This window comes from Anabaena sp. PCC 7938 (assembly GCF_049315035.1).
Lineage (GTDB): Bacteria > Cyanobacteriota > Cyanobacteriia > Cyanobacteriales > Nostocaceae > Anabaena > Anabaena cylindrica.
The window spans coordinates 2387774-2409357 of record NZ_CP186034.1; the positions used below are offsets into that span (position 1 = coordinate 2387774).

Below are 21584 nucleotides of genomic sequence, written 5' to 3' on the forward strand. Positions count from 1 at the left end.
TCCTGACTCCTAGCCCTGACGGAAAGACTTTTATGCCTAACGGCACGCTACGCGGTAAGCGAAGCTATGCCCGCAGGGCTTTACAGCAAACCCTAAGTAGCATCATAGTAGAAAGTAAGAATAGCACCTTCCTTAGAGACGAAACAGTTCGCAAATGTTTCCCTTTCTGTCAATTTGCAGTTTTTTTTGATCAAGCTGCGGAAATACTAGCGGTAATACGTTAGTCTGTTGAAAAACAGCAGCAACAGATTTTTTTATAACTCTATGACTACCAAAACTCACCCTATCAATCCGCAGAATTGGTTGCAGAGTGTTAGCATCATCAACCGTGCCAATAAAATTTTAATGGGAATAATTGCGGCTGTCCCTATGGCTTTAGCCTTACCAGTACAGGCTTTAGAAGTACAGATCATCCCTAACAAACCACGATTAGGAGATACTTTATCGGTAGTAATTGACTTAGAGAGTCAAGATAAGCCTGGTATTCCTATGGTAACAGTGGGAGAGAAAACATATCCAGCCTTTGAAATTTCTCCAAATAAATACCGTTCTTTCATTCCTACCACTCCACTGGAAAAACCTGGAGTTAGAAAAGTGACAATAGCCGGAGAAGGTCAGCGACAAAGGAACTTAGCCGTGTACGTAGGCGATCGCAAATTCCCCATCCAACGCATTACCTTACCCCCTGGAAAAGCTGGAGTCCAAGCCACAGAACTTGAACTTAACCGTGTTGCCGCTTTCAAAGCCCTGCAAACACCTCAAAAATACTGGAATGGTGTTTTCCTGACACCAAATAAAGGCAGGATGACCACAACTTATGGTGTACGTCGCTACTATAATGGTAAATTTGCAAATGATTACTACCATCGTGGCTTAGACTATGCTGGTGCATCTGGTTCCGCTGTAATTGCCCCAGCTGCTGGACGGGTTGCTTTAGTAGGTACAGTATCCGCAGGTTTCCGAGTTCATGGTAACATAGTTGGCATTGACCACGGTCAAGGAGTAACCAGCGTTTTTATGCACCTAAGTCGCATTAATGTCAAAGAAGGTGATTTAGTAAAAGCTGGACAACTTATTGGTGGTGTAGGTTCAACGGGTGCTTCCACAGGGCCTCACTTACACTGGGGTTTATACGTTAATGGGCAATCCATTGACCCACAATCCTGGAAAAACAAGGTGGTTGACTAGATAATTCATAATTCATAATTCGTAATTAAAATCATAATTATGAATTATGAAGATCGCTTAAATTTAATCGTGATAATTGATAATTATGAGTATTGAAAAAATTGTAGAACAAGCTCTCCTGGATGGTTATCTAACACCAGCAATGGAAGCCGAAGTCGGACGAATTTGTGACAACGCCTCGGATCTTTCAATTGAAGAGTACATGGCGCTTGATCGACTTATGGGGTCATTGTTGACTGGTGAAGTAGTAGCAGTACCGCGCAAACAATTTATTAACGTCATGGAAGAATTGGTACTGACTGAGGTGATCGCTAAAGTAGCAGAAATTGAAGCCAGTTGTGAAAGTTCTCTGGATGTGGGGGATATCACAGCTTATGCCCTCAACCGTCTGCCACCCTTATATGCGACGACAGAGGAAGGTGCAAAGTACCAACGTAAACGTGCCAAGACAGAACTTTATGAATTTATTTCTCAGCAAGTAGGGGAAGCAATAGATCGTTACTTAGACCAACCGAATTTCTTCCCAGAACGTCAAGCCCTGAGCAAAAGCACCGGAAACGAAGTTTTACATCAAGTCAGTACCTTACTCCAAGTTTACGCGCCTAATTTTGAACAAAAATAACATTATTGGGCATTGGTCATTAGTTCTTGAAGAAAAAACTAATGACTTTGCTCAGTTGCCGTTTCAGTTACGCACCAATACTGGCGTGCCTATATCTACCTGGCTATATAACATTTTGACATCAGAATTACGCATTCTTAAGCAACCATGAGACACAGCTGCTCCCACTAAATCGGTGTTAGGTGTGCCATGAAAGCCAATTTCGTTGCGTCCATCTGACCAAAAACCAATCCATCTGTCTCCCAAAGGACTATCAGTACCTGGTTCAAATACTTTGCCAGTAATGGGATGCCGCCAAATTGGATGGTGTTCCATGTGCATGACTTGAAAATCACCCGTGGGCGTTTCCCAGCCTTTTTTACCTACAGCAATAGGGTAACTAGCTATTACTTGATCATAGCGATAAACATAGACACGGCGATCGCTTAAATTAACTACCACTTGTGTCTGACTAGATCCTAGTCCTTGGACAGATTTGGCTTGAGCCACACCCGGAAAGAAAAAACCTTTGGGACTATTATTTGTCTTCTGATTTTCTTCTTTTCTGGGAACTACCAACTTTGTCTGTTTTGGTGTAACCGCAGTATTAGCTACATCTTTGTTTCCTTGTCCCAATTTAGCCTTTGGCTTTGCAGGGGCTACAGATTCAGCTAAAGCAGGTTCCCCAATGCCAATGCCTTCAGAACGATTTTTATTAGAGTCGGTGCGGGGGGTAGAATTTTGCCTTAATGTAGTGGATGCAGACTGATTTAACTGTCCTGTCGTTTTCATAATGTGCCAATGGACAGCCAAAGATAAAATTGCTGTACCAAAACACAGGAACATTACCATCCGCGCTACAGATTCATTTCTTGCCATTGCCATCGCTTATTGTTTATCCCTGACATACCTGGCTGACCGTGAATGACTAATTGCCTGTTGTGAACAGCCAACTAGCAAAAAACTTATCAAAAATTTTCATTTTTCTCATGCATTTGCCAATACTTCCATGATTTGTAAATACTGACTTTTGTCAAGCCCTAGTGGTCATTTGTAAATCTGAACACAATTTTCCCTATTATGGCTAATTCTCAAAAGAATTTGAAACCAGCCTTTTTTTTCTTCTAGGGACTCTCCCTAATGGAAAATGACAGAAATAACTACTCAGTTTTAAAAGCCTCAAAAGCTGATGAAACAAGAAATCTGCCTCTTTGCCTCCTGCAAGACCGTTTGCCTCCATAAATAATAAGGTTGGCTTCTACAAGAAAGGGTATCTTTTCTTATATTTCCGTGTTCCGGTCATAAATCCGTCACCTACCGCAGGAACTTCTGACAAATGATCAAGTCTAATAGAAGGGGATGAATTAACGCCAGTACGATCTATGAGTCAATCGATTACTGTATCCTGGTCAGCTGTTGATGCAACTTATTCGGAAGCATCGGTGCAAGTTGACAAACTCTCAAATCACGATCTCATTTTGCGCTGTCAAGCAGGATTGCGTCCAGAGCGCGCTGCCTTTGCAGAACTGTTACGACGCTATCAGACTCAGGTCGATAGGGTGTTATACCATCTAGCTCCTGATTGGTCTGACAGAGCCGATTTAGCCCAAGAAGTTTGGATTCGTGTGTATCGGAATATCAACCGATTACAAGAACCTGCTAAATTTCGAGGCTGGTTAAGCCGGATTGCTACCAACTTGTTTTATGACGAGTTGCGTAAACGTAAGCGATTTGTTAGTCCCCTATCACTAGATGCTCCCCGCTCGGTAGAAGATGGTGAGATGGACTGGGAAATTGCTGGCGATACACCCGGCCCTGAGGAAGAACTGACAACTAGAGAATTTTACGAACAACTGCGAGAAGCGATCGCTGATTTACCAGAGGTGTTCCGTACTACTATTGTCTTAAGAGAAATTGAAGGGATGGCATATGAAGAAATTGCCGAAATCACCGGGGTTTCCTTAGGAACTGTCAAGTCGAGAATAGCTAGAGCTAGATCCAGATTGCAAACCCAGTTGCAAATTTATCTAGATAACTAAAATTGCAATATCTTTCCTCAATTCCAAGGCAGAATTTAAGAAATATTAAGAATATCGGAAAAATACACATTTTTTCTGCCATTTAGGAGCAAAATTGCTTAAATTCCCAAATTTATTCGCTGTGTTTTCCCGTGTATGAATTGGTAAAAACGTTAAGATGAATACTGATTCTCAATTTTACGACCGTTCCCACTCACAACTTCCTTCGGATGTCTCAGATGGAATGGCTAATCATACCAATGAATCAACGGGTGCTATGGATATACAGAAGCGAGATAGCCTACGACACAGCGAAGCTGACCGCTTCGAGTTATTGAGTGCTTACCTTGATGGCGAAGTCACAGCAGTTGAACGTAGGCAAGTAGAAGAATGGCTGGCAAATGATAACTCAGTCAAATGCTTGTATCAGAGACTATTAAAACTGAGGCAAGGTCTAAAAACCATACCACTGCCAGAAGAGCAAAATTCAGCAGAGGAAACATTCAAGCAAGTCTGGAAACGCTTACGTTGCCGTTCTCAGTTAATTTGGATGGTAGGTAGTGCAGCCGCAGCTGCTTGTGTTGTGGGGACAATATCTGGATTAATTCCAGGTAGTGGCTCAAAAATGCAATTAGCACAACAGCAAATACAACCAATAGCTGCAACCACACAGCCAGCAGTTTCTACTTCACCGCTGATGGTAGCCTTAAACAACCCAGTCATTGAAATTCCCAAAACAGCAATAGCTTCCCCAAAAAAGCCAAGTAATCAGTCCGAGACTCCGGTAAAAGACACAGAGTTAGACATCAACTAATCAATTTACCCTGAGCGTTAACTACTCCAACAGCCATCTAGTTGGAGAAATTTTTTTATTCATCAAGTATACCCAAGCCCAATTATTTTTCAAGTTCCCGTAGTTGCCGAAATATCAATTAACCAGCGCACTGTTTGCGGGAAAATAATCACAATTAATAACACAATAAACTGTAAAATCATAAAAGGAATAGCACTTTTATGAATATCAAAGGTACTCACTTCTTTAGGGGCAACACTTTGTAAATAAAACAAAGAAAAGCCCACAGGTGGAGAAATAAACGCCGTTTGTAAATTAATCGCCATTACCACCCCAAACCAAACCATATCAATATTTAAAGCCTGGGCTGCTGGCACAAATAAAGGCATAGCAATAAAGCAAATTTCAATAAATTCAAGGAAAACTCCAAGAGCAAAAATTGCTAAATTGCTAACAATTAAAAATGCCCAATATCCTCCTGGCAAACCCGTTAATAAATTAGTAATAAGAGTTTTGCCACCTAAAGCATCAAACACCAAACTAAACATAGAAGAACAAAACAAAATCATCACCACTAAAGATGTAATCACTGCGGTAGAATGAGCAGCATCACGAATTAATTGTGGTGTGAGACGTTTATTAAAAGCTGCAAGAACAGAAGCCCCAACCGCACCGACAGCCCCTGCTTCTGTGGGAGTGGCAACACCAAAGAAAATACTGCCTAATACTGCAAAAATTAAAATAATCGGGGGAACAACGGCTTTAAAAACTTGTTTAATTAATTGACTACCTTTGGGAATTACCACATCAGCAGGAATAGGTGGAACTTTCTCTGGTTGAAAAAAGGCTAGTCCTAAGATATAGAGAATATAAGAACCAGATAACATTAATCCGGGAATTAATGCCCCTAAAAATAAATCCCCTACAGAAACACCAATTTGATCGCTAAGAATTACTAATACTAAACTAGGAGGAATTAACTGGGCTAAAGTACCGGAAGCAACTATTACCCCCGCAGCTAATTGTTTATCATAGCCATAGCGTAACATTACAGGTAATGATAACATCCCCATGACAATTACTGTGGCGGCGACGACTCCGGTTGTAGCAGCTAAAACAGTTCCCACTAAGACAACTGCTAAAGCTAACCCTCCCCGAACACGACTTAAAATAATGCCAATAGTTTCTAATAACTCCTCAGCTAATCCTGACTTTTCTAAAACTGCACCTAGAAAAACAAAAAAGGGAATAGCTAATAGAGTAAAATTCGACATTGTACCAAACCAACTATTAGGTAATAGTAGCAGCCGACTGGGATTAAAAGCCCCTACTGCTGTACCAATTAGTCCAAAAATTATGGCTGTACCTGCAAAGGAAAAAGCGACAGGAAAGCCACTCATGAGAATAAAGAAAAAGCCGATAAACATTAAAATGGCTAACCATTCAAAACCCATAATTTCTCCTATTCAATATTGATATTTTCTGAAGTTTCTAATCTAATTTGTTCCGCTACTTGTTGATAGCCTAATAATACGGCTAGATATTTAATTGCTTGAGAAATACTCTGTAAAAGTAGAAATAATAACGCTATGGGAACCATAGTTTTTATCGGTGCGCGGGGTAAGCCATTAGCGTCAGAAGATACTTCCCATGTTCCCCAACTGCCATCACTTGACCTTCCCCAAGATTGTAAAACAGGATTGAATGTCACCCAAATACCAATTAGACAAAAGGGGATTAAAAATAAAATTGTTCCCAGAAAATCAACTAATGCGCGTTTTTTCTCATTCATATTAGTATAGAGAAAATCAACCCGCACATTTTCTCCATGCCGTAAAATATAAACAAAGCCGAATAAGAAAGTTAGCGAAAATAGATACCATTGCAATTCTAATAAGGCATTAGAAGATAATTGTACTCCTATAAAACGGCCGAGATAACGGACTACAACATTAAAAAAACCGATTCCAATTGTGAGTAATACTAGCCAATTAGATAACCATCCAAATTTATCAGCACAACTATCAATAAACTGCGAAAATTTTAACAGCTTGCTGATGATAGTTAATCTTTTTGAGTTACGCATATAACATATAAATTCAAGGTAAGAATTGAGAAAATAACACCGAAAATTCAGTATAAATAATACTTATCAAGTCGAGATGAATCAACTTTTAAAATACTTGCTCCTTGATATTCTTGAGATAAGCAAATATTCTGACTCCTGAATTTTCACCATTAAAGCACCTTATTTTACCTGAATTGTTGCCTAATAATGGTATTGTGAGAAAATATTATGGTTAGTAAATAGTATTAATTTTTATGAAACGTCGAGCTATTGTTAACAGATTATCTCAAAGTGCGATCGCAGCTACAGGTGTGGCAATAGTCGCTGGCTGTCAAAAAGCCCAAAATACAGCCGCAAATGGTCAAACTGATACCAATAACCTGCCCACCATTAAATGGCAAATGGCTACAAGTTGGCCATTATCCTTAGAAACCATTTTTGGCGGAGCGCAGGTCTTAGCAGAACGTGTCAAAGTTCTTACCAACGGTAAATTTATTATCGAACCTCGTGCAGCCGGTGAAATAGCCCCTGGATTAGAAGTTCTCAATGTTGTTTCTCAAGGTGCAGTGCAAGCGGGTCATACTGCCGCTTATTACTATATTGGTAAAAGTCCTACCTTAGCTTTTGGTACATCAGTACCTTTTGGACTCAATGGCCAACAACAAAACGCTTGGTTATATGAAGGGGGAGGTTTAGCCAAACTACAGGAAATTTACGCACGTAAATTTAATGTGATTCAGTTTCCTGCGGGAAATACTGGCACACAAATGGGTGGATGGTTTCGCAAAGAAGTCAAAACACTTAATGACCTCAAAGGCTTAAAAATGCGGATTCCCGGCTTAGGGGGTCAAGTTATGGCTAAATTAGGCGTAACAGTGCAGAATCTTCCAGGAGGAGAAATTTTTCAAGCCTTACAAACAGGTGCAATAGATGCCGCTGAATGGGTAGGACCTTATGATGATGAAAAATTAGGTTTAAATAAAGTTGCTAAATTTTACTATTACCCAGGTTGGTGGGAACCAGGCCCAACTCTGGAAGTACAAATTAATTTAGATGAATGGAAAAAGCTACCATCTCAATACCAAGCAGCTTTAGAAACAGCTGCACATCAGTCGAATACAACAATGTTAGCTCGTTATGATGCCCGCAATAATGAGGCATTAGAAAGACTATTAAAAACTGGAACTCAAGTTCGTCCTTATAGTCAAGAAATTTTGGAAGCAGCGGAAAAAGCATCTTTTGCTTTATATGATGAATTTGCTGCTAAAGATGCTGATTTTAAAGCTGTTTATGAACAGTGGAAACCCTTTAGAGATCGGATGTATACGTGGAATAATCTGAATGAGGGGAGTTTTAGCCGTTATGCTTACGGGAAGCTGAAAGCAGAGTAATTGAGAGTTTTATGGGCGTTGCTGATTAAGAGTATGATTTTGTTTCTCGCAGAGGCGCAGAGTCACAGAGAGTAAGAGTTTGAAATGATTGATTTTTCAATTTCATACTTCAGTTTAGCAATGCCATTTTTTCAATGGACTTCCAAAAAATAATGTAGAGATGTTTCATGGAACTTCTCTACAAGGGTTCTGGAAAACGCGCTACTTTCCAATCCAAAAATTTCCACCTTTTTTTTACACGAAAGTGGAGAATTTTACTGTATATTTTATTGATAAGGATATAATGAGACTCTGGGTGTGAATATGACGGATAACCGCACAATTCAATTTACTTTTGCTCTTGATGACCCAGAATTGGATGATGACAGGCGGGAAAAAATAGCACGTCAATTACTGCCAGAATTGCGTAATTTGGATGAAGTAGTCAAAGCAGACCGCACTGAAAATTTTAACCCAGAAGCAGGAAGCAAGGGGTTCGCCACTTTAGTCGGAGTGCTGACAGCGGAAGTCAGTATAAAAAATATTAAAGGGTTTTTAAGCTTTTTGAGCGATCGCCTGGGAGACAAACCCATAGAAATTAGTGTCAAAGTCGGCGATAAAGAAGTCAGTATAAAAGCCAAAAGCCGCCAGGAACTGCTAGAAAGCGAAAAAATAGCAAAAGACCTATTAGAAGCAGAAAAAAATAAATCTGGTTATCAGTTAAAAACTTTCCAGTTTGAAACTGTTCAGATCAATCCAAATGGGACAGAAATTAAAAGCGTTACCCAAAGTGCCAAGTATTTTGCCGAGGACTTAGGAAATGACGTATTTTTAGAAATGGTATATATTCCTGGAGGGACTTTTATTATGGGTTCTCCAGAAAGTGAGGAAGGCCGAAGTTCTTCCGAAAGTCCACAGCATCAAGTTACTGTTCCCCCATTTTTTATGGGTAAATATCCAGTCACTCAAAAACAATGGCGACTTGTAGCTACTTTACCCAAAGTTAATATTGATTTAGAACCTGATCCATCATCCTTTAAAAGTGATAACTTACCAATTGAGTGTGTATCATGCGATGATGCTCAAGAATTTTGTGCTAGACTTTCCAAAAAGACAAATAAAGTCTATCGCTTACCCAGCGAATCTGAATGGGAATATGCTTGTCGTGGGGGAACAACTACACCCTTTTATTTTGGGGAAACGATTTCCACCGATTTAGCAAATTACCGAGGAACTGACTGGAAAATATGGGATACAGTTTATCCTGCTAATTATGGACAGGGACAAAAAGGAGAGTTTCGAGAAAAAACCACAGATGTAGGAAAACTTCCTGCTAACCCCTGTGGTTTATATGATATGTGTGGTAATGTATGGGAGTGGTGCGAAGATAAGTGGCACAGAGATTATATAAATGCTCCTAATGATGGAAGTTCGTGGCGTGCTAGTAACTGTCACGATATGACTATTTTGCGTGGTGGCTCTTGGTTTGACCTCGCCTGCACTTGTCGTTCCGCGTATCGTAACAGGGCTTCGGCTGAAGATTGGGCTATATTTGTAGGGTTGCGTGTAGTCGTATTATCTAAATCTTTGTAGCGCTTTATACTCTTGTTTTTTGCCCTCTGCCCTTCTTTTTATTTTACCTTCTCCAGTGTAACAAAGTGGGACGAGCAAAAATATTTTTTTCTGGTTTGGTCGTGGTTTATGACCTTATATATTTAGGCTCTTCATTACTTGTTATGCCAAATATGAGTTTATTTTCCCCAAAACCCTTATAAATAAAGGGCTTTACTATTTTTGATGGCAATTTATGTTGAATCAACCGATGGATTAACCTATAATCCTTATATGGCAAGGATTTTTAAATTTTATGGGTTAATTTAGCATAGTAAGTACCAAAGAACCCATATTTATAATACAAAAAACTTAGGATTTAGTCAAATAGATAAACTTAGTGGATACCCGACTTCTTTAAGCAGTTGGGTATCTGTAGCCTGTAGTATAATCGGCATCTATAAAATTACATAATTAACTCCGCCCAACTCCAAACATGACTCGCTTTATACATGACAAATTCGCAAAAGATTATTTAGAAGAATTACTCAAACCATTCAGAGAAGTGCAAGCAGCCAGTCAAGTAGCTGGAGAAATCCGAGAAATAGATGTATTATATACACCATTTCCCAATCAAACAACCATTAACTCAAGTTGCTAGTTATCTAGTTGAAGCGGGCGATTGGTGATAAAAGTTCTGGTTTTCATCCTGTTCATCCTTTAATCCTGGATATCCTGATTCTGACAATTTACCCAACAAAATCATTACACACTGCAATTGTTGTCATTCATCAATTACCACAAACTCAAGAAACACTGTGGTTAAGACTTTTAGGTAGAGGCGCAGTCCAAAAACGAGCAATTGACGAATTAGCTGCGTTACCATTAAATAAACCTTACGTCAAAAACACCTTAGAACTACTCTACAACCTCCAGAAAAATTTAAAAATCAATCAAAGTTCACAAACAGAAGATCAGGAGTTGATTATGCGTTTAGCACCACTTTACCAACAAGACCGAGAACTAGCTAAACAAGAAGGAGAACAGCGTCTAATTATCCGTCAATTAAATCGCCGAATTGGCGAAATTGATTCTTCATTAATTCAAAAAGTCCAAGAATTACCTCTTGAGAAACTTGAAGAATTAGGAGAAGCCTTATTAGATTTTACTTCAGTTACAGACTTAGAAACTTGGCTGGAACATTGCTAAATCAAGAGACTAACTTCGCTGAAATTAACCTTAAAAACTCTTACCTTTGCGTCTTTGCGCCTTTGCGTGAGGCTAATTCATGTTCGATATCTACAATTATGCCACAATAGCAAAATTAGGTAACAGCATTAGGAGTTTTAGTTGTGGAGTCCCCCCAGAAAACGTTATACCACCCAGCCGCAATTGAGGAAAAATGGCAAAAAACATGGTTAGAACTTGGCTTAGATAAAACACCTCAAGATCAAAACAAGCCAAAATTTTACGCGCTTTCCATGTTCCCTTACCCATCCGGTAGCTTACACATGGGACACGTCCGTAACTATACAATTACAGATGTAATTGCCCGCCTCAAACGGATGCAAGGGTATCGGGTATTACATCCAATGGGTTGGGATGCTTTTGGATTACCCGCAGAAAACGCCGCCATTGATAGAGGTGTACCCCCTGCTAAATGGACATATCAAAATATTGCCCAAATGCGGCAACAATTACAGCGTCTGGGTTTATCCTTAGATTGGGAATGTGAAGTTGCTACCTGTTCTCCAGATTATTACAAATGGACGCAATGGATTTTTCTACAATTTTTACAAGCTGGTTTAGCTTACCAAAGAGAAGCCGCAGTTAACTGGGACCCCATTGACCAAACCGTATTAGCCAATGAACAAGTTGATAACGAAGGACGTTCTTGGCGCAGTGGTGCGATAGTTGAACGTAAATTATTGCGTCAATGGTTTTTCAAAATTACTGATTACGCCGAAGAATTATTAAATGACTTAGATAAACTCACCGGTTGGCCAGAACGAGTCAAATTAATGCAAGCCAACTGGATAGGAAAATCCACCGGTGCATATTTAGAATTTCCTATTGTTGGTTCAGAGGAGAAAATCGGCGTTTACACCACCCGTCCCGACACCGTTTATGGTGTTAGCTACGTCGTATTAGCCCCAGAACACCCTTTAACTCAAATTGTCACCACTTCAGAACAAAAAGCAGCAGTAGAAGCCTTTATTAAAGAAGTCAGCAACCAAAGCGAGTTAGAACGAACTGCGGAAGATAAACCAAAACGCGGTATTCCTACAGGTGGAAAAGTCGTGAATCCTTTCACCGGCGAAGAAGTACCCGTATGGATTGCAGATTATGTTCTCTATGAATATGGTACAGGTGCGGTCATGGGTGTACCAGCCCATGACGTGCGAGATTTCAAATTTGCCAAAGAACAGAATTTAGCTATCAAAGTTGTAATTGTCCCAGAAGTTGGTGCAGAGGAAACTTTAAAATCAGCTTATACAGAAGCGGGAATTTTAGTTAATTCCGGTGACTTCAACGGGATGAATTCTCTAGAGGCTAAAAAAGCAATTATCGAATTTGCAGAAAAACAAAATTTCGGTAAATTAAGAATACAATATCGCCTCAGAGATTGGTTAATTTCTCGTCAACGTTATTGGGGCGCACCTATCCCTGTTATTCACTGTCCTAATTGTGGGATTGTGCCTGTACCTGATGCAGATTTACCTGTACAATTACCAGAAGATATTGAATTAAGTGGCCGTGGTGGTTCACCTTTAGCACAATTAGAAAGTTGGGTAAATGTGCCTTGTCCAACTTGCGGTACTCCTGCAAAACGGGAAACTGACACAATGGATACTTTTATTGATTCTTCTTGGTATTACTTGCGTTATGCTGACGCGAAGAATGAAGAAAAGATATTTGATTCCAGTAAAGTTAATGATTGGATGCCTGTAGATCAATATGTGGGGGGAATTGAACACGCAATTTTACATTTATTGTATTCCCGGTTCTTCACCAAAGTATTGAGAGATAGAGGTTTATTTAACTTTGATGAACCATTTCAACGTCTATTAACTCAGGGAATGGTACAGGGTTTAACTTATATGAACCCGAATAAAGGTGGTAAGGATAAATGGATTCCTTCTCATTTAGTTGATGCTAATAATCCTGTAGATCCGCAAACTGGAGAACCTTTACAACGTCTCTATGCTACCATGTCCAAATCAAAAGGAAATGGTGTTGCACCGGAAGATGTGATTAATAAATATGGCATTGATACAGCGCGAATGTTCATTTTATTTAAAGCACCTCCTGAAAAAGATTTGGAATGGGATGAGGCTGATGTTGAGGGGCAATTCCGCTTTTTAAATCGGGTTTGGCGCTTAGTTACAGATTATGCTGCTGCGGGAGTTTGTAAGCAAAAAGCTGAACTTGATAAATTAAGTAAAGTTGAAAAAGATTTGCGTCGGGCAATTCATATTGCAATTCAAGCAATTACGGAAGATGTGGAAGATGAATATCAATTCAATACCGCAATTTCGGAATTGATGAAGTTAAGTAATGCGTTGACTGATGCTAAATGTAATAATTCACCAATTTATGCGGAAGGGATTCAAACTTTGGTGATTTTGTTAGCGCCTTTTGCACCACATATTGGTGATGAATTGTGGCAGTTGTTGGGGAACAAAAATTCTGTGCATACCCAAACTTGGCCAAGTTTTGATCCTGCGGCTTTGATAGCTGATGAAATTACTTTGGTAATTCAAATTATGGGTAAAACTCGCGGTTCTATTCAAGTTCCTTCGCAAGCTGATAAAGCGGAGTTGGAAAAATATGCTCGTGAGTCTGAGGTTGCACAACGTTATATTGAAGGGAAGGAAATCAAGAAGGTAATTGTTGTTCCTGGTAAGTTGGTGAATTTCGTTTTGGGTTAGTTTTTTTCTCACACAAAGTTTGTAGGTTGGGTTAAATGAAATGCAACTCAACACATTTATTATTGTTGGTTGATGTTGGGTTTCCTTACGTCAACCCAACCTACAGACTATAATAGATAAAATAACAGATATCCTTGTTCAGCATTATGACTACAGTTGCTATTGTACCTACATCAAATGCCAGTGGAGAAAAATCTTATTGTGCCATTTCTGGAGATAAACAGTCTATTGGCAAAACTGCCGGTCAAGCTTTAGATGCTTTGACTATACAGTTAGGTGAAGTTGAATTTCGAGCATTATTAATTATTGATAACTTTCGTCCTGATCAATTTTTCACTAACGAGCAAAAACAACGTTTATCCGAACTTATGAGTATGTGGAGAACAGCACGAGATCAAGGACAGACACTTCCTCCAGAAATACAAATTGAATTAGATAATCTTGTTAATGCTGAACTCAATGCTGCTACAGCCAGAACTGCATCCTTAGCACAACAGTTGAGTCAATGAATCCATTTTATCATCTGGTAGCAGATCGGGCTTTTCATCGCTGTGAATATTGTCATGCACCGGAATTAGTATTTAATTTTCCCTTTGAACTTGAACATATAGTTCCTACTTCTCGTGGAGGTGCTAATGTTGAAAGTAATTTAGCTCTTGCTTGTCGTTCTTGTAATCTGCGAAAAGGATCTCGTCTTAGTGAAATAGATCCTGAATCTAATACAGAAGTTCGTCTTTTTAATCCTAGAGAAGATAGATGGGAAGATCATTTTCAAGTTAATTCTGAAACGGGTTTGATTATAGGTATAACACCTATTGGAAGAGTAACTGTAAACAGTTTAGATTTAAATAGTCAATCACAAGTGATAGCAAGGCAATTATGGATTCGTTTGGGATTATTTCCGTAAAATTCGCAACTATATAAACTAATTTGCAGTATAGTATGTATAATTTATCAAGTTACAACAATAAATATATTTATGCACATACAAAGAATCCAAGTACCTGATTTTCGAGCTTTAAAAAATGTAGATATTACTTTTGAGAAAGAATTTACTCCTCGTATTTTTCCTCTTGGGAGTCAAAATGGTGGTGGTAAAAGTACATTGTTACAATTGATTTTTGTGCTGTTACACTGTTCAGGTAATCCTGATAGAGTGGAGTTTATACAAAATTTACTTGATGGTTTTCAGGTTAATCATGAATCTGGACAAAGGACATTAGCTATTATTAATATTTGGGATGGCAATAAGACTGTAACACTTGATTTTTTTATTTGTAGTCAATCTTATATTTTAAATTTGTTAAATGGTGAGTATATAGAATCTTCTATTGTTAATTTATTCAATCAAGATAATGAAATTAAATTAATGAGTTTTTATGAAGAAAAATCAGACAAACATATTACTTTATCCTTTATTTGTAATTTCCAATCTGCTCAAAATGAGGCATTATTTTTTCAATTTGATGGAATAGATATAGATGAAGTGAATAAGTTTGTAATTGAATTATCAAATAAAATATTTCTAACTGCTCATATTTCACAAATATTTCTATTGCTACAACCAGATAACAGAAAGTCACTATTTAAAACTCAAGCTAACAATCAAACTAACTATTATCAACAAATTAAAGCAGCTAATTCTAAATTACCCGGATTTTTTACTTATGACTTTCTATCAATAGATATTCTGCTTGAAGCATTCAAAAAAGCACGGGATGAAGATTTTAAACAAGCTGTAGAACAAAGGGGAAATTATGGTAATAATTATGTAAAACTATTAGACGAACTCAACAATCTTTTAAGTAACAAGAAAATTAATGTACAACCTGATTTATCTGGAATTAATTTTAAAATTGATGGTGATGATACAGAACTTTATCCAGAAGATTTAAGTCATGGAGAATTAAAAAGATTATGTATATATATGTGGCTAAAACATAATAAAATAGAAGATGCTATTGTATTAATGGATGAACTTGAAATATCATTTCATCCTGATTGGCAATATCAAATAGTTAGAGATTTAGAAGAATGGGGTGCGACTAATCAATATATTCTTGCAACTCACTCTTATGAATTGTGTAATGCAGTTACACCTGCTCATGTTAAGGAATTAGACCCAAAATTACAAGCAAGAACAATTCAATAATAGACCGAATCAAGAATATGAGTTTTAATAAGCAGGAACTAAAAGAACATTGTTTAAAAATTATTCAAGATAGCAGAATTAGAAATAAAATTGTCATTCTCTGCGAAGGTCTTATTCCACCAAAAGTAGAAGGTAGACGTTCACCGCAATTATATAAGCAAATGGAACAAATGCCAGATGCTAATTTTTATCATGCTTGTGTACCAACATGGTGGAAGCAATATAGACCAATTTTTTTTAATTGTGGAGATAGAAATGATGTTTTAAATACATTTTTTGGAATTTTAGATTTACATAATGCTGATAATAGTAAATCATTTTTAAGTCCTGATGAACTTTTTGCTGTTGTAGATTTAGATGTTCAATTAGCAAATATTAAAGAAGATTATATTTTTGAGAATACAGAAGATATTTTTTATAATCTTTATCATCAAGGAAATATAAATGATTCTAATATCAATCATCATCGAATATGGATTACTGGCTTAATTCATAAAGAAGCTTATTTTTTAAAACCCGATATTCAAGAAGTTTTTGATAATCAATATACTATTTATCCTTTATATAAACAAACTCCTGTTAATTTAGAAAAAATTTATTTAGATATGGTTAATGATATGAATAATGATGCCGATTTACACAATCATTGGTCAAGAGTAATTAAGAGAATTAGTCATCTTTCTAATTTTGATGATATGGAAATAGATAAATTTCAATATTCTTGGCAAGAAGAGTATGAAAATAATCAAGATTTGGATTATAAAAATAAGTTAATAAATGCTGTATTAATGCTTGTTAAATCTAAAGAATATTGGCGACAAATTTCACCTGATGATAATTGGAATCATTCACCCTATAAATTTAGAGAACAGTTATCTTTAAAAATTGGTACATTTTATTCAAAACAAGATTGTATTGTTGAAAATCATATTCCTTTTTTCTTTAAGAGTTTATACGAATTAATAGAATAATGAATAATGCTTGTAATCCTTTCTCTTCCTGAGTTGCTTAGTGTGATACACGGAAAGTTTCCGTATAATAAATAGTTAGACAGGCAAAAAACTGTCTGTATCACTTTCTACTTGATGGATTTCTAAATTAAGCTGAGTTCAACTCATGAATACATATTAGGTACTTGTATGCTGATGCAGTTAACTCAGCGTCGTCGTTCTTTGTTTGCTTTATTGATTAGTGTGCCATTTACTAGTATTGGTGCAGTCATGTCACTGCTGATTGCTCCTGGAATAATTGGGCAGACTATACTAGTCATGTGTCAGCTTTGGTTGCTTTTTTTGCCTGTTGCTTGGTTATTATGGGTTGAGCGCAAGCCTTTGAAAATCTCTAAACCCACGCGATATGATTGGCTAATTGGATTAGCCCTTGGGTTACTCATGTTTGGGATTATTCTTGCAACTTATTGGTTCTTTTTGAGAGATTGGATCAATGTAAATGATGTGCGAAACAAATTGCAAAAAGTTGGCAATATTAATCAACTATTTTTTAAACTTGGTGGTGCTTATTTCATATTAATTAATGCTCTAATAGAAGAATATTTTTGGCGTTGGTTTGTTTATAGTCGATGTGAGGAATTAGTTTCTGGGAGAACTGCTGTTTTTTTGGCTGCTTTGTTTTTCACAATTCACCATACTATTGGTTTGGCAGTGTTTACTGACTGGCGCATGGTTTTATTAGGAAGTTTATTCGTTTTTGTGGCTGGTGTTGTGTGGTCAGAATGCTATCGGAGATATCGCTCAATTTGGAGTAACTACTTTAGCCATTTAATAGCCGATTTAGCTCTTCATATCGTGGCTTGGCAGATTTTTTTTGGGTAGTTATATGGCAATGGCATATTAGTTTAGTAGCACTTAGGGACTTCCAAATAAAAAAATCCCAAATTTGTAGGGTGTATTAGGATGCTAGTCTGTAACACTCCATAAATTCAAGGATAATGGTGGGTTCCGCTGTCGCTAACCCACCCTACGGTTTTTGTTTGGGTAATTTATTTTTTGGTGTTCCCTAATTTATGAGTAATGATAAATTAGTGCTGCTTCATTAAATTCTTACTAAACGATGTTGAAATCAAACTTGATAATCAGATCATTGTAATCAAAATCGCCTCCATTTGGTAGATCTTCAAAACCAAAGGTGTTATCTGCTAACAAGCGAATGTGGTCTATTCCATCGGAATTTACTCCCAAATAGGGGAAGTAAACTTGAGGATCATTACTGGTGTTGTTATCAGTTAGCTGAGATAGGGTGCCATTGATAATGATCATGGGAGCTAATATTGAACCACCTGCAATCATGGCGCTGTCTGTGAATTGACCTTGGTTAGAAACAGCGAATTTGATTGTTTCACCAGTCTCTGCATCTTTAATCAGATTATTGATTGCTGCTTGTAGGTAATTTGCTCTATTAGCTGAAGTTGCTTGTAATCCGCTAATTTGTCCCTGAGCATTATCTATTTCATAAAAGTAAACTTCGTTATTGTATGCGGCTTCCCGAAAGACAGAAAAATCTGCTTTTACCAGACCTGTTATATCTGTTAAATCAATTAGTTCTGCTTGGTTTTCCCCTTGTAGTGCTGTACCTAGAGTTAAGGATTCATCAGTGGATTCAATCTTAACTTTTAGAGAATTGAATTCTGTAATAGTGGTGCTTTCTTTCCAGGAAATAGTGAAACTGTCTTCTTCTTGTGTGATGATTTGGGTTGAAGAATCAGCAAATAAAATGTTGGTGGTTTGAGTGAGTCCAGCTCTGAAGGAGTCGATTGTACCGTCTTTTACTAAAAAGAATTTCAAGTAATTACCAGAGTCAAATTCTAGTAGGCGTATTAAATCAACGGTATTAAACCCATTGGGAATATTGGTAATAGCAGAAAAAATGCTTTTACCTTGGCTTTTAGCTCTTTCTAAAGCTGCTTCGTTGTAACCTTGTTGTCCTGGTGCAAGACCGTTAATTCTACCATCTGCATCGTCAACAATAAATACACCTAGTTCATTAACAAAACTAGAATTGCGTTCTATGAGAGTGGCTTTGAGTCTGACTGTATTACCAGTTCCTTTGATGTTAAAGATGCTGTTGTTAGTGATAACGGCTAGGGAAATATCGTCGTCGTTTATAGTTCCTTTGGCTGTACCATTTGTAGAACTAATAGTTGCACTGTTTGTAGCATTACTTAAGTTCACGGTGAAAGTTTCATTTTCTTCCACTCGGAAATCTTCAGTGGTTGCTACTGTGAAGGTTTTCTGAGTTTCACCAACAGCAAAGGTGAGAGTTTCGGTTTTAGCCGTGAAGTCAGAAGTACTGGCTGTATCTCCTGTAGCTACAGATGTCGATACAGTTATGTTTTGGGAAGCTTGGGCATCTCCTGTACGAGTGATGGTGAAAGAGATCGCATTTCCTTCTAATGCTGAAGCTGATGCGATCGCAAATACGGCTACTGCATCATCATTGGTAATAGTTCCCTGGGCTGTACCATTGGTAGAACTAATAACCGCACCGTTAGTAGAATTACTCAAGGTGACAGTAAAGGTTTCATTACCCTCAAACAATTGATCCTCATTAGTTTGAACGGTAAAAGTTTTCTGAGTCTCACCCTGAGCGAAAGTTAGAGTTTGAGTATTAGTGGTGAAGTCAGAAGTGCTGGCTGTATCTCCTGTGGCTATAGATGTGGATACAGTCACGCGTTTGGGAAGCCTGGGCATCTCCTGTACGAGTGATGGTGAAAGAGATCGCATTTCCTTCTAATGCTGAAGCTGATGCGATCGCAAATACGGCTACTGCATCATCATTGGTAATAGTTCCCTGGGCTGTACCATTGGTAGAACTAATAACCGCACCGTTAGTAGAATTACTCAAGGTGACAGTAAAGGTTTCATTACCCTCAAACAATTGATCCTCATTAGTTTGAACGGTAAAAGTTTTCTGAGTCTCACCCTGAGCGAAAGTTAGAGTTTGAGTATTAGTGGTGAAGTCAGAAGTGCTGGCTGTATCTCCTGTGGCTATAGATGTGGATACAGTCACGCTTTGGGAAGCTTGGGCATCTCCTGTACGAGTGATGGTGAAAGCGATCGCATTTCCTTCTAATGCTGAAGCTGATGCGATCGCAAATACGGCTACTGCATCATCATTGGTAATAGTTCCCTGGGCTGTACCATTGGTAGAACTAATAACCGCACCGTTAGTAGAATTACTCAAGGTGACAGTAAAGGTTTCATTACCCTCAAACAATTGATCCTCATTGGTTTGAACGGTAAAAGTTTTCTGAGTCTCACCCTGAGCAAAAGTTAGAGTTTGAGTATTAGTGGTGAAGTCAGAAGTGCTGGCTGTATCTCCTGTGGCTATAGATGTGGATACAGTCACGCTTTGGGAAGCTTGGGCATCTCCTGTGCGAGTGATGGTGAAAGCGATCGCATTTCCTTCTAATGCTGAAGCTGATGCGATCGCAAATACAGGCGCTGCATCATCATTGGTAATAGTTCCCTGGGCTGTACCATTGGTAGAACTAATCACTGAACCATTAGTAGAATTACTCAAGGTGACAGTGAAAGTTTCATTACCCTCGAATAGGGCATCTTGAATTGTGTCAACAGTAAAGGTTTTGTGGGTTTCTCCTTGAGTAAAGGTAAACTCCTGGGTTTTAGAAATGAAGTCACTGGAACTAGCTGTACCTATAGATGTGGATACAGTTACTGTTTGGTCAATTAAAATATCACCAGTACGGGTAATGGTGAAAGTTATAGCGTTACCTTCAACTGCGGAAGCGCCAGTAATCGAGAAAACAGGAACGATAAAGTCGAAGTCTTCTGCTGTAAGAGTATCTTTATTGACGTTCTTTAAAATACCAAAACTTCTTTCAGAACCATCGATCAAAGCTTTGACAATTGTGTCATTCCCATCCTGCACTAGGATGATATCTTCAAAATTCTGGACTTGAGGGATGCCAGCAATGACAACTTTATCTACACTTGTTGTAAAATCTAATACTTCTGCTGGGACATCAGGAACTGAACCATTACCAAAATAAAAGCGGTCTAATCCAGCACCGCCAGTCATTTGACTTCCTTGTTTACCAGCGTATAGGGAATCATCTCCAGCATCGCCAAATAAGCGATCGCTCGATAAATACCCAATCAGAGTATCATGACCTTCACCACCTTCTAGAGTATTGTTGCCGGTTAGGCTAGATGTCTTCAGAAAATCATTTCCAATCCCACCTTTGAGGGTATTAAAGCTGCCTTCTATGACATAAAGCTCATCATCTCCAGCATCACCATTAAGTGTGTTATTGTTTCCTTCTACTACAAATAAGCGATCGTTGCCATTACCACCATTAAGCGTATTATTTTCACCCTCTACCACACTCAGAAAATCATTACCTTCTCCTCCATTAAGCGTATTATTGCCCAAAATACCTTCAGCATATAGGGTGTCTTCACCTTCAAAGCCAAAGACTTCATCACCCTGTTGAGCATATAATTCATCGTTATTGGCAGTACCGTTAATGATCATGATTACATCTTTACCTACGTAGGTATTTCAATAAGTACAGTTAATACAATACTCTGGACAGGACGTTATGTGGGTTGGTATGTACTAAATAACATACGCAAACACAATATTATATATATTTGTTTTAAACTCAGCCCTCACCAAACCCAGAAAAATACTGTTAAGAGATTAGTATCCGAGGACTGACTAAATCAACACATTCTCAGTCTGTCCAGAACGTTGATAATATAAATCTCATAAATTAATTAATTAATAATTATTAAAAGTTTATCAATCAATTAAGAATTAACTTAATTAGCACTCAGCAGCCGGCAGTTACCTAAAACCCTGTTTTAGAATGAGTTTAAGGGTTTGGAGTTGGGGAGACTGACACCAAAAGCGATAAATAATCAGCTTA

The 21584-nt window shown here is 38.0% G+C and carries 18 protein-coding genes and 1 pseudogene; 14 read left to right on the forward strand and 5 right to left on the reverse strand.

Annotated elements, in window-relative coordinates; genetic code table 11:
- The first annotated feature begins 32 nt into the window (after window positions 1-32).
- The 3 genes from ACOWPH_RS11005 to ACOWPH_RS11015 all read left to right on the forward strand — a co-directional run bounded on the left by ACOWPH_RS11005 (window position 33) and on the right by ACOWPH_RS11015 (window position 1810).
- The gene (locus tag ACOWPH_RS11005; RefSeq protein ID WP_015215429.1) at window positions 33-224 is read left to right on the forward strand and encodes a hypothetical protein; all 192 of its coding nucleotides are present in this window, start codon (window positions 33-35) and stop codon (window positions 222-224) included.
- 40 nt (window positions 225-264) lie between these two features.
- Window positions 265-1188: a M23 family metallopeptidase gene (locus ACOWPH_RS11010; RefSeq protein WP_015215430.1), complete on the forward strand. Its 924-nt coding sequence runs from the start codon at window positions 265-267 to the stop codon at window positions 1186-1188.
- 85 nt (window positions 1189-1273) lie between these two features.
- On the forward strand, window positions 1274-1810 hold the full coding sequence (locus tag ACOWPH_RS11015) for a late competence development ComFB family protein (protein ID WP_015215431.1): 537 nt from the start codon (window positions 1274-1276) through the stop codon (window positions 1808-1810).
- A 63-nt stretch (window positions 1811-1873) separates the two neighbouring features.
- Here the strand turns inward: ACOWPH_RS11015 and ACOWPH_RS11020 are convergent, their stop codons facing one another.
- Window positions 1874-2674 (reverse strand): L,D-transpeptidase, encoded by an 801-nt coding sequence (locus tag ACOWPH_RS11020; RefSeq protein WP_042465118.1) that lies wholly within the window; start codon window positions 2672-2674, stop codon window positions 1874-1876.
- A gap of 497 nt (window positions 2675-3171) precedes the next feature.
- On the opposite strand from ACOWPH_RS11020, the gene ACOWPH_RS11025 reads away from it, so the two are divergent.
- Window positions 3172-3828, forward strand: coding sequence for a sigma-70 family RNA polymerase sigma factor (locus tag ACOWPH_RS11025; protein ID WP_015215433.1), 657 nt, complete (start codon window positions 3172-3174; stop codon window positions 3826-3828).
- A 157-nt stretch (window positions 3829-3985) separates the two neighbouring features.
- Window positions 3986-4621 (forward strand): anti-sigma factor family protein, encoded by a 636-nt coding sequence (locus ACOWPH_RS11030; protein ID WP_015215434.1) that lies wholly within the window; start codon window positions 3986-3988, stop codon window positions 4619-4621.
- Between the two features lie 89 nt (window positions 4622-4710).
- Here the strand turns inward: ACOWPH_RS11030 and ACOWPH_RS11035 are convergent, their stop codons facing one another.
- Together ACOWPH_RS11035 and ACOWPH_RS11040 are read right to left on the reverse strand one after the other, a co-directional pair.
- Window positions 4711-6054: a TRAP transporter large permease gene (locus ACOWPH_RS11035; RefSeq protein WP_015215435.1), complete on the reverse strand. Its 1344-nt coding sequence runs from the start codon at window positions 6052-6054 to the stop codon at window positions 4711-4713.
- A gap of 8 nt (window positions 6055-6062) precedes the next feature.
- On the reverse strand, window positions 6063-6686 hold the full coding sequence (locus tag ACOWPH_RS11040; protein ID WP_015215436.1) for a TRAP transporter small permease subunit: 624 nt from the start codon (window positions 6684-6686) through the stop codon (window positions 6063-6065).
- 236 nt (window positions 6687-6922) lie between these two features.
- On the opposite strand from ACOWPH_RS11040, the gene ACOWPH_RS11045 reads away from it, so the two are divergent.
- From ACOWPH_RS11045 to ACOWPH_RS11085, 9 genes and pseudogenes are all read left to right on the forward strand, one after another.
- Entirely contained in the window at window positions 6923-8059 is a 1137-nt protein-coding gene (locus ACOWPH_RS11045) for a TRAP transporter substrate-binding protein (RefSeq protein ID WP_015215437.1), read from the forward strand.
- 303 nt (window positions 8060-8362) lie between these two features.
- A complete protein-coding gene (locus ACOWPH_RS11050; protein WP_015215438.1) occupies window positions 8363-9631 on the forward strand; it encodes a formylglycine-generating enzyme family protein in 1269 nt (422 codons plus the stop codon).
- 454 nt (window positions 9632-10085) lie between these two features.
- Window positions 10086-10798: pseudogene (locus tag ACOWPH_RS11055) on the forward strand (DUF4351 domain-containing protein).
- A 143-nt stretch (window positions 10799-10941) separates the two neighbouring features.
- Window positions 10942-13521 carry a leucine--tRNA ligase gene (leuS, locus tag ACOWPH_RS11060; RefSeq protein WP_015215439.1) on the forward strand — a complete coding sequence of 860 codons (2580 nt, stop codon included), beginning with the start codon at window positions 10942-10944 and terminating at the stop codon, window positions 13519-13521.
- 146 nt (window positions 13522-13667) lie between these two features.
- Entirely contained in the window at window positions 13668-14030 is a 363-nt protein-coding gene (locus tag ACOWPH_RS11065) for a hypothetical protein (protein WP_015215440.1), read from the forward strand.
- Window positions 14027-14428 (forward strand): HNH endonuclease, encoded by a 402-nt coding sequence (locus ACOWPH_RS11070; protein ID WP_015215441.1) that lies wholly within the window; start codon window positions 14027-14029, stop codon window positions 14426-14428. The genes ACOWPH_RS11065 and ACOWPH_RS11070 overlap by 4 nt, the downstream gene beginning before the upstream one ends.
- Before the next feature lie 72 nt (window positions 14429-14500).
- Entirely contained in the window at window positions 14501-15673 is a 1173-nt protein-coding gene (locus ACOWPH_RS11075; RefSeq protein ID WP_015215442.1) for an AAA family ATPase, read from the forward strand.
- Window positions 15674-15690: 17 nt separating this feature from the next.
- Complete coding sequence (locus ACOWPH_RS11080; protein ID WP_015215443.1) at window positions 15691-16644, forward strand: hypothetical protein; 954 nt, start codon at window positions 15691-15693, stop codon at window positions 16642-16644.
- Window positions 16645-16812: 168 nt separating this feature from the next.
- Complete coding sequence (locus ACOWPH_RS11085) at window positions 16813-17505, forward strand: CPBP family intramembrane glutamic endopeptidase (RefSeq protein ID WP_015215444.1); 693 nt, start codon at window positions 16813-16815, stop codon at window positions 17503-17505.
- Window positions 17506-17736: 231 nt separating this feature from the next.
- Here ACOWPH_RS11085 and ACOWPH_RS11090 read toward each other — a convergent pair whose 3' ends face one another.
- On the reverse strand, window positions 17737-19359 hold the full coding sequence (locus ACOWPH_RS11090) for a Calx-beta domain-containing protein (RefSeq protein ID WP_422665722.1): 1623 nt from the start codon (window positions 19357-19359) through the stop codon (window positions 17737-17739).
- Window positions 19310-21187, reverse strand: coding sequence for a Calx-beta domain-containing protein (locus tag ACOWPH_RS11095; protein WP_422665723.1), 1878 nt, complete (start codon window positions 21185-21187; stop codon window positions 19310-19312). The genes ACOWPH_RS11090 and ACOWPH_RS11095 overlap by 50 nt, the downstream gene beginning before the upstream one ends.
- Window positions 21188-21584: the final 397 nt, after the last annotated feature.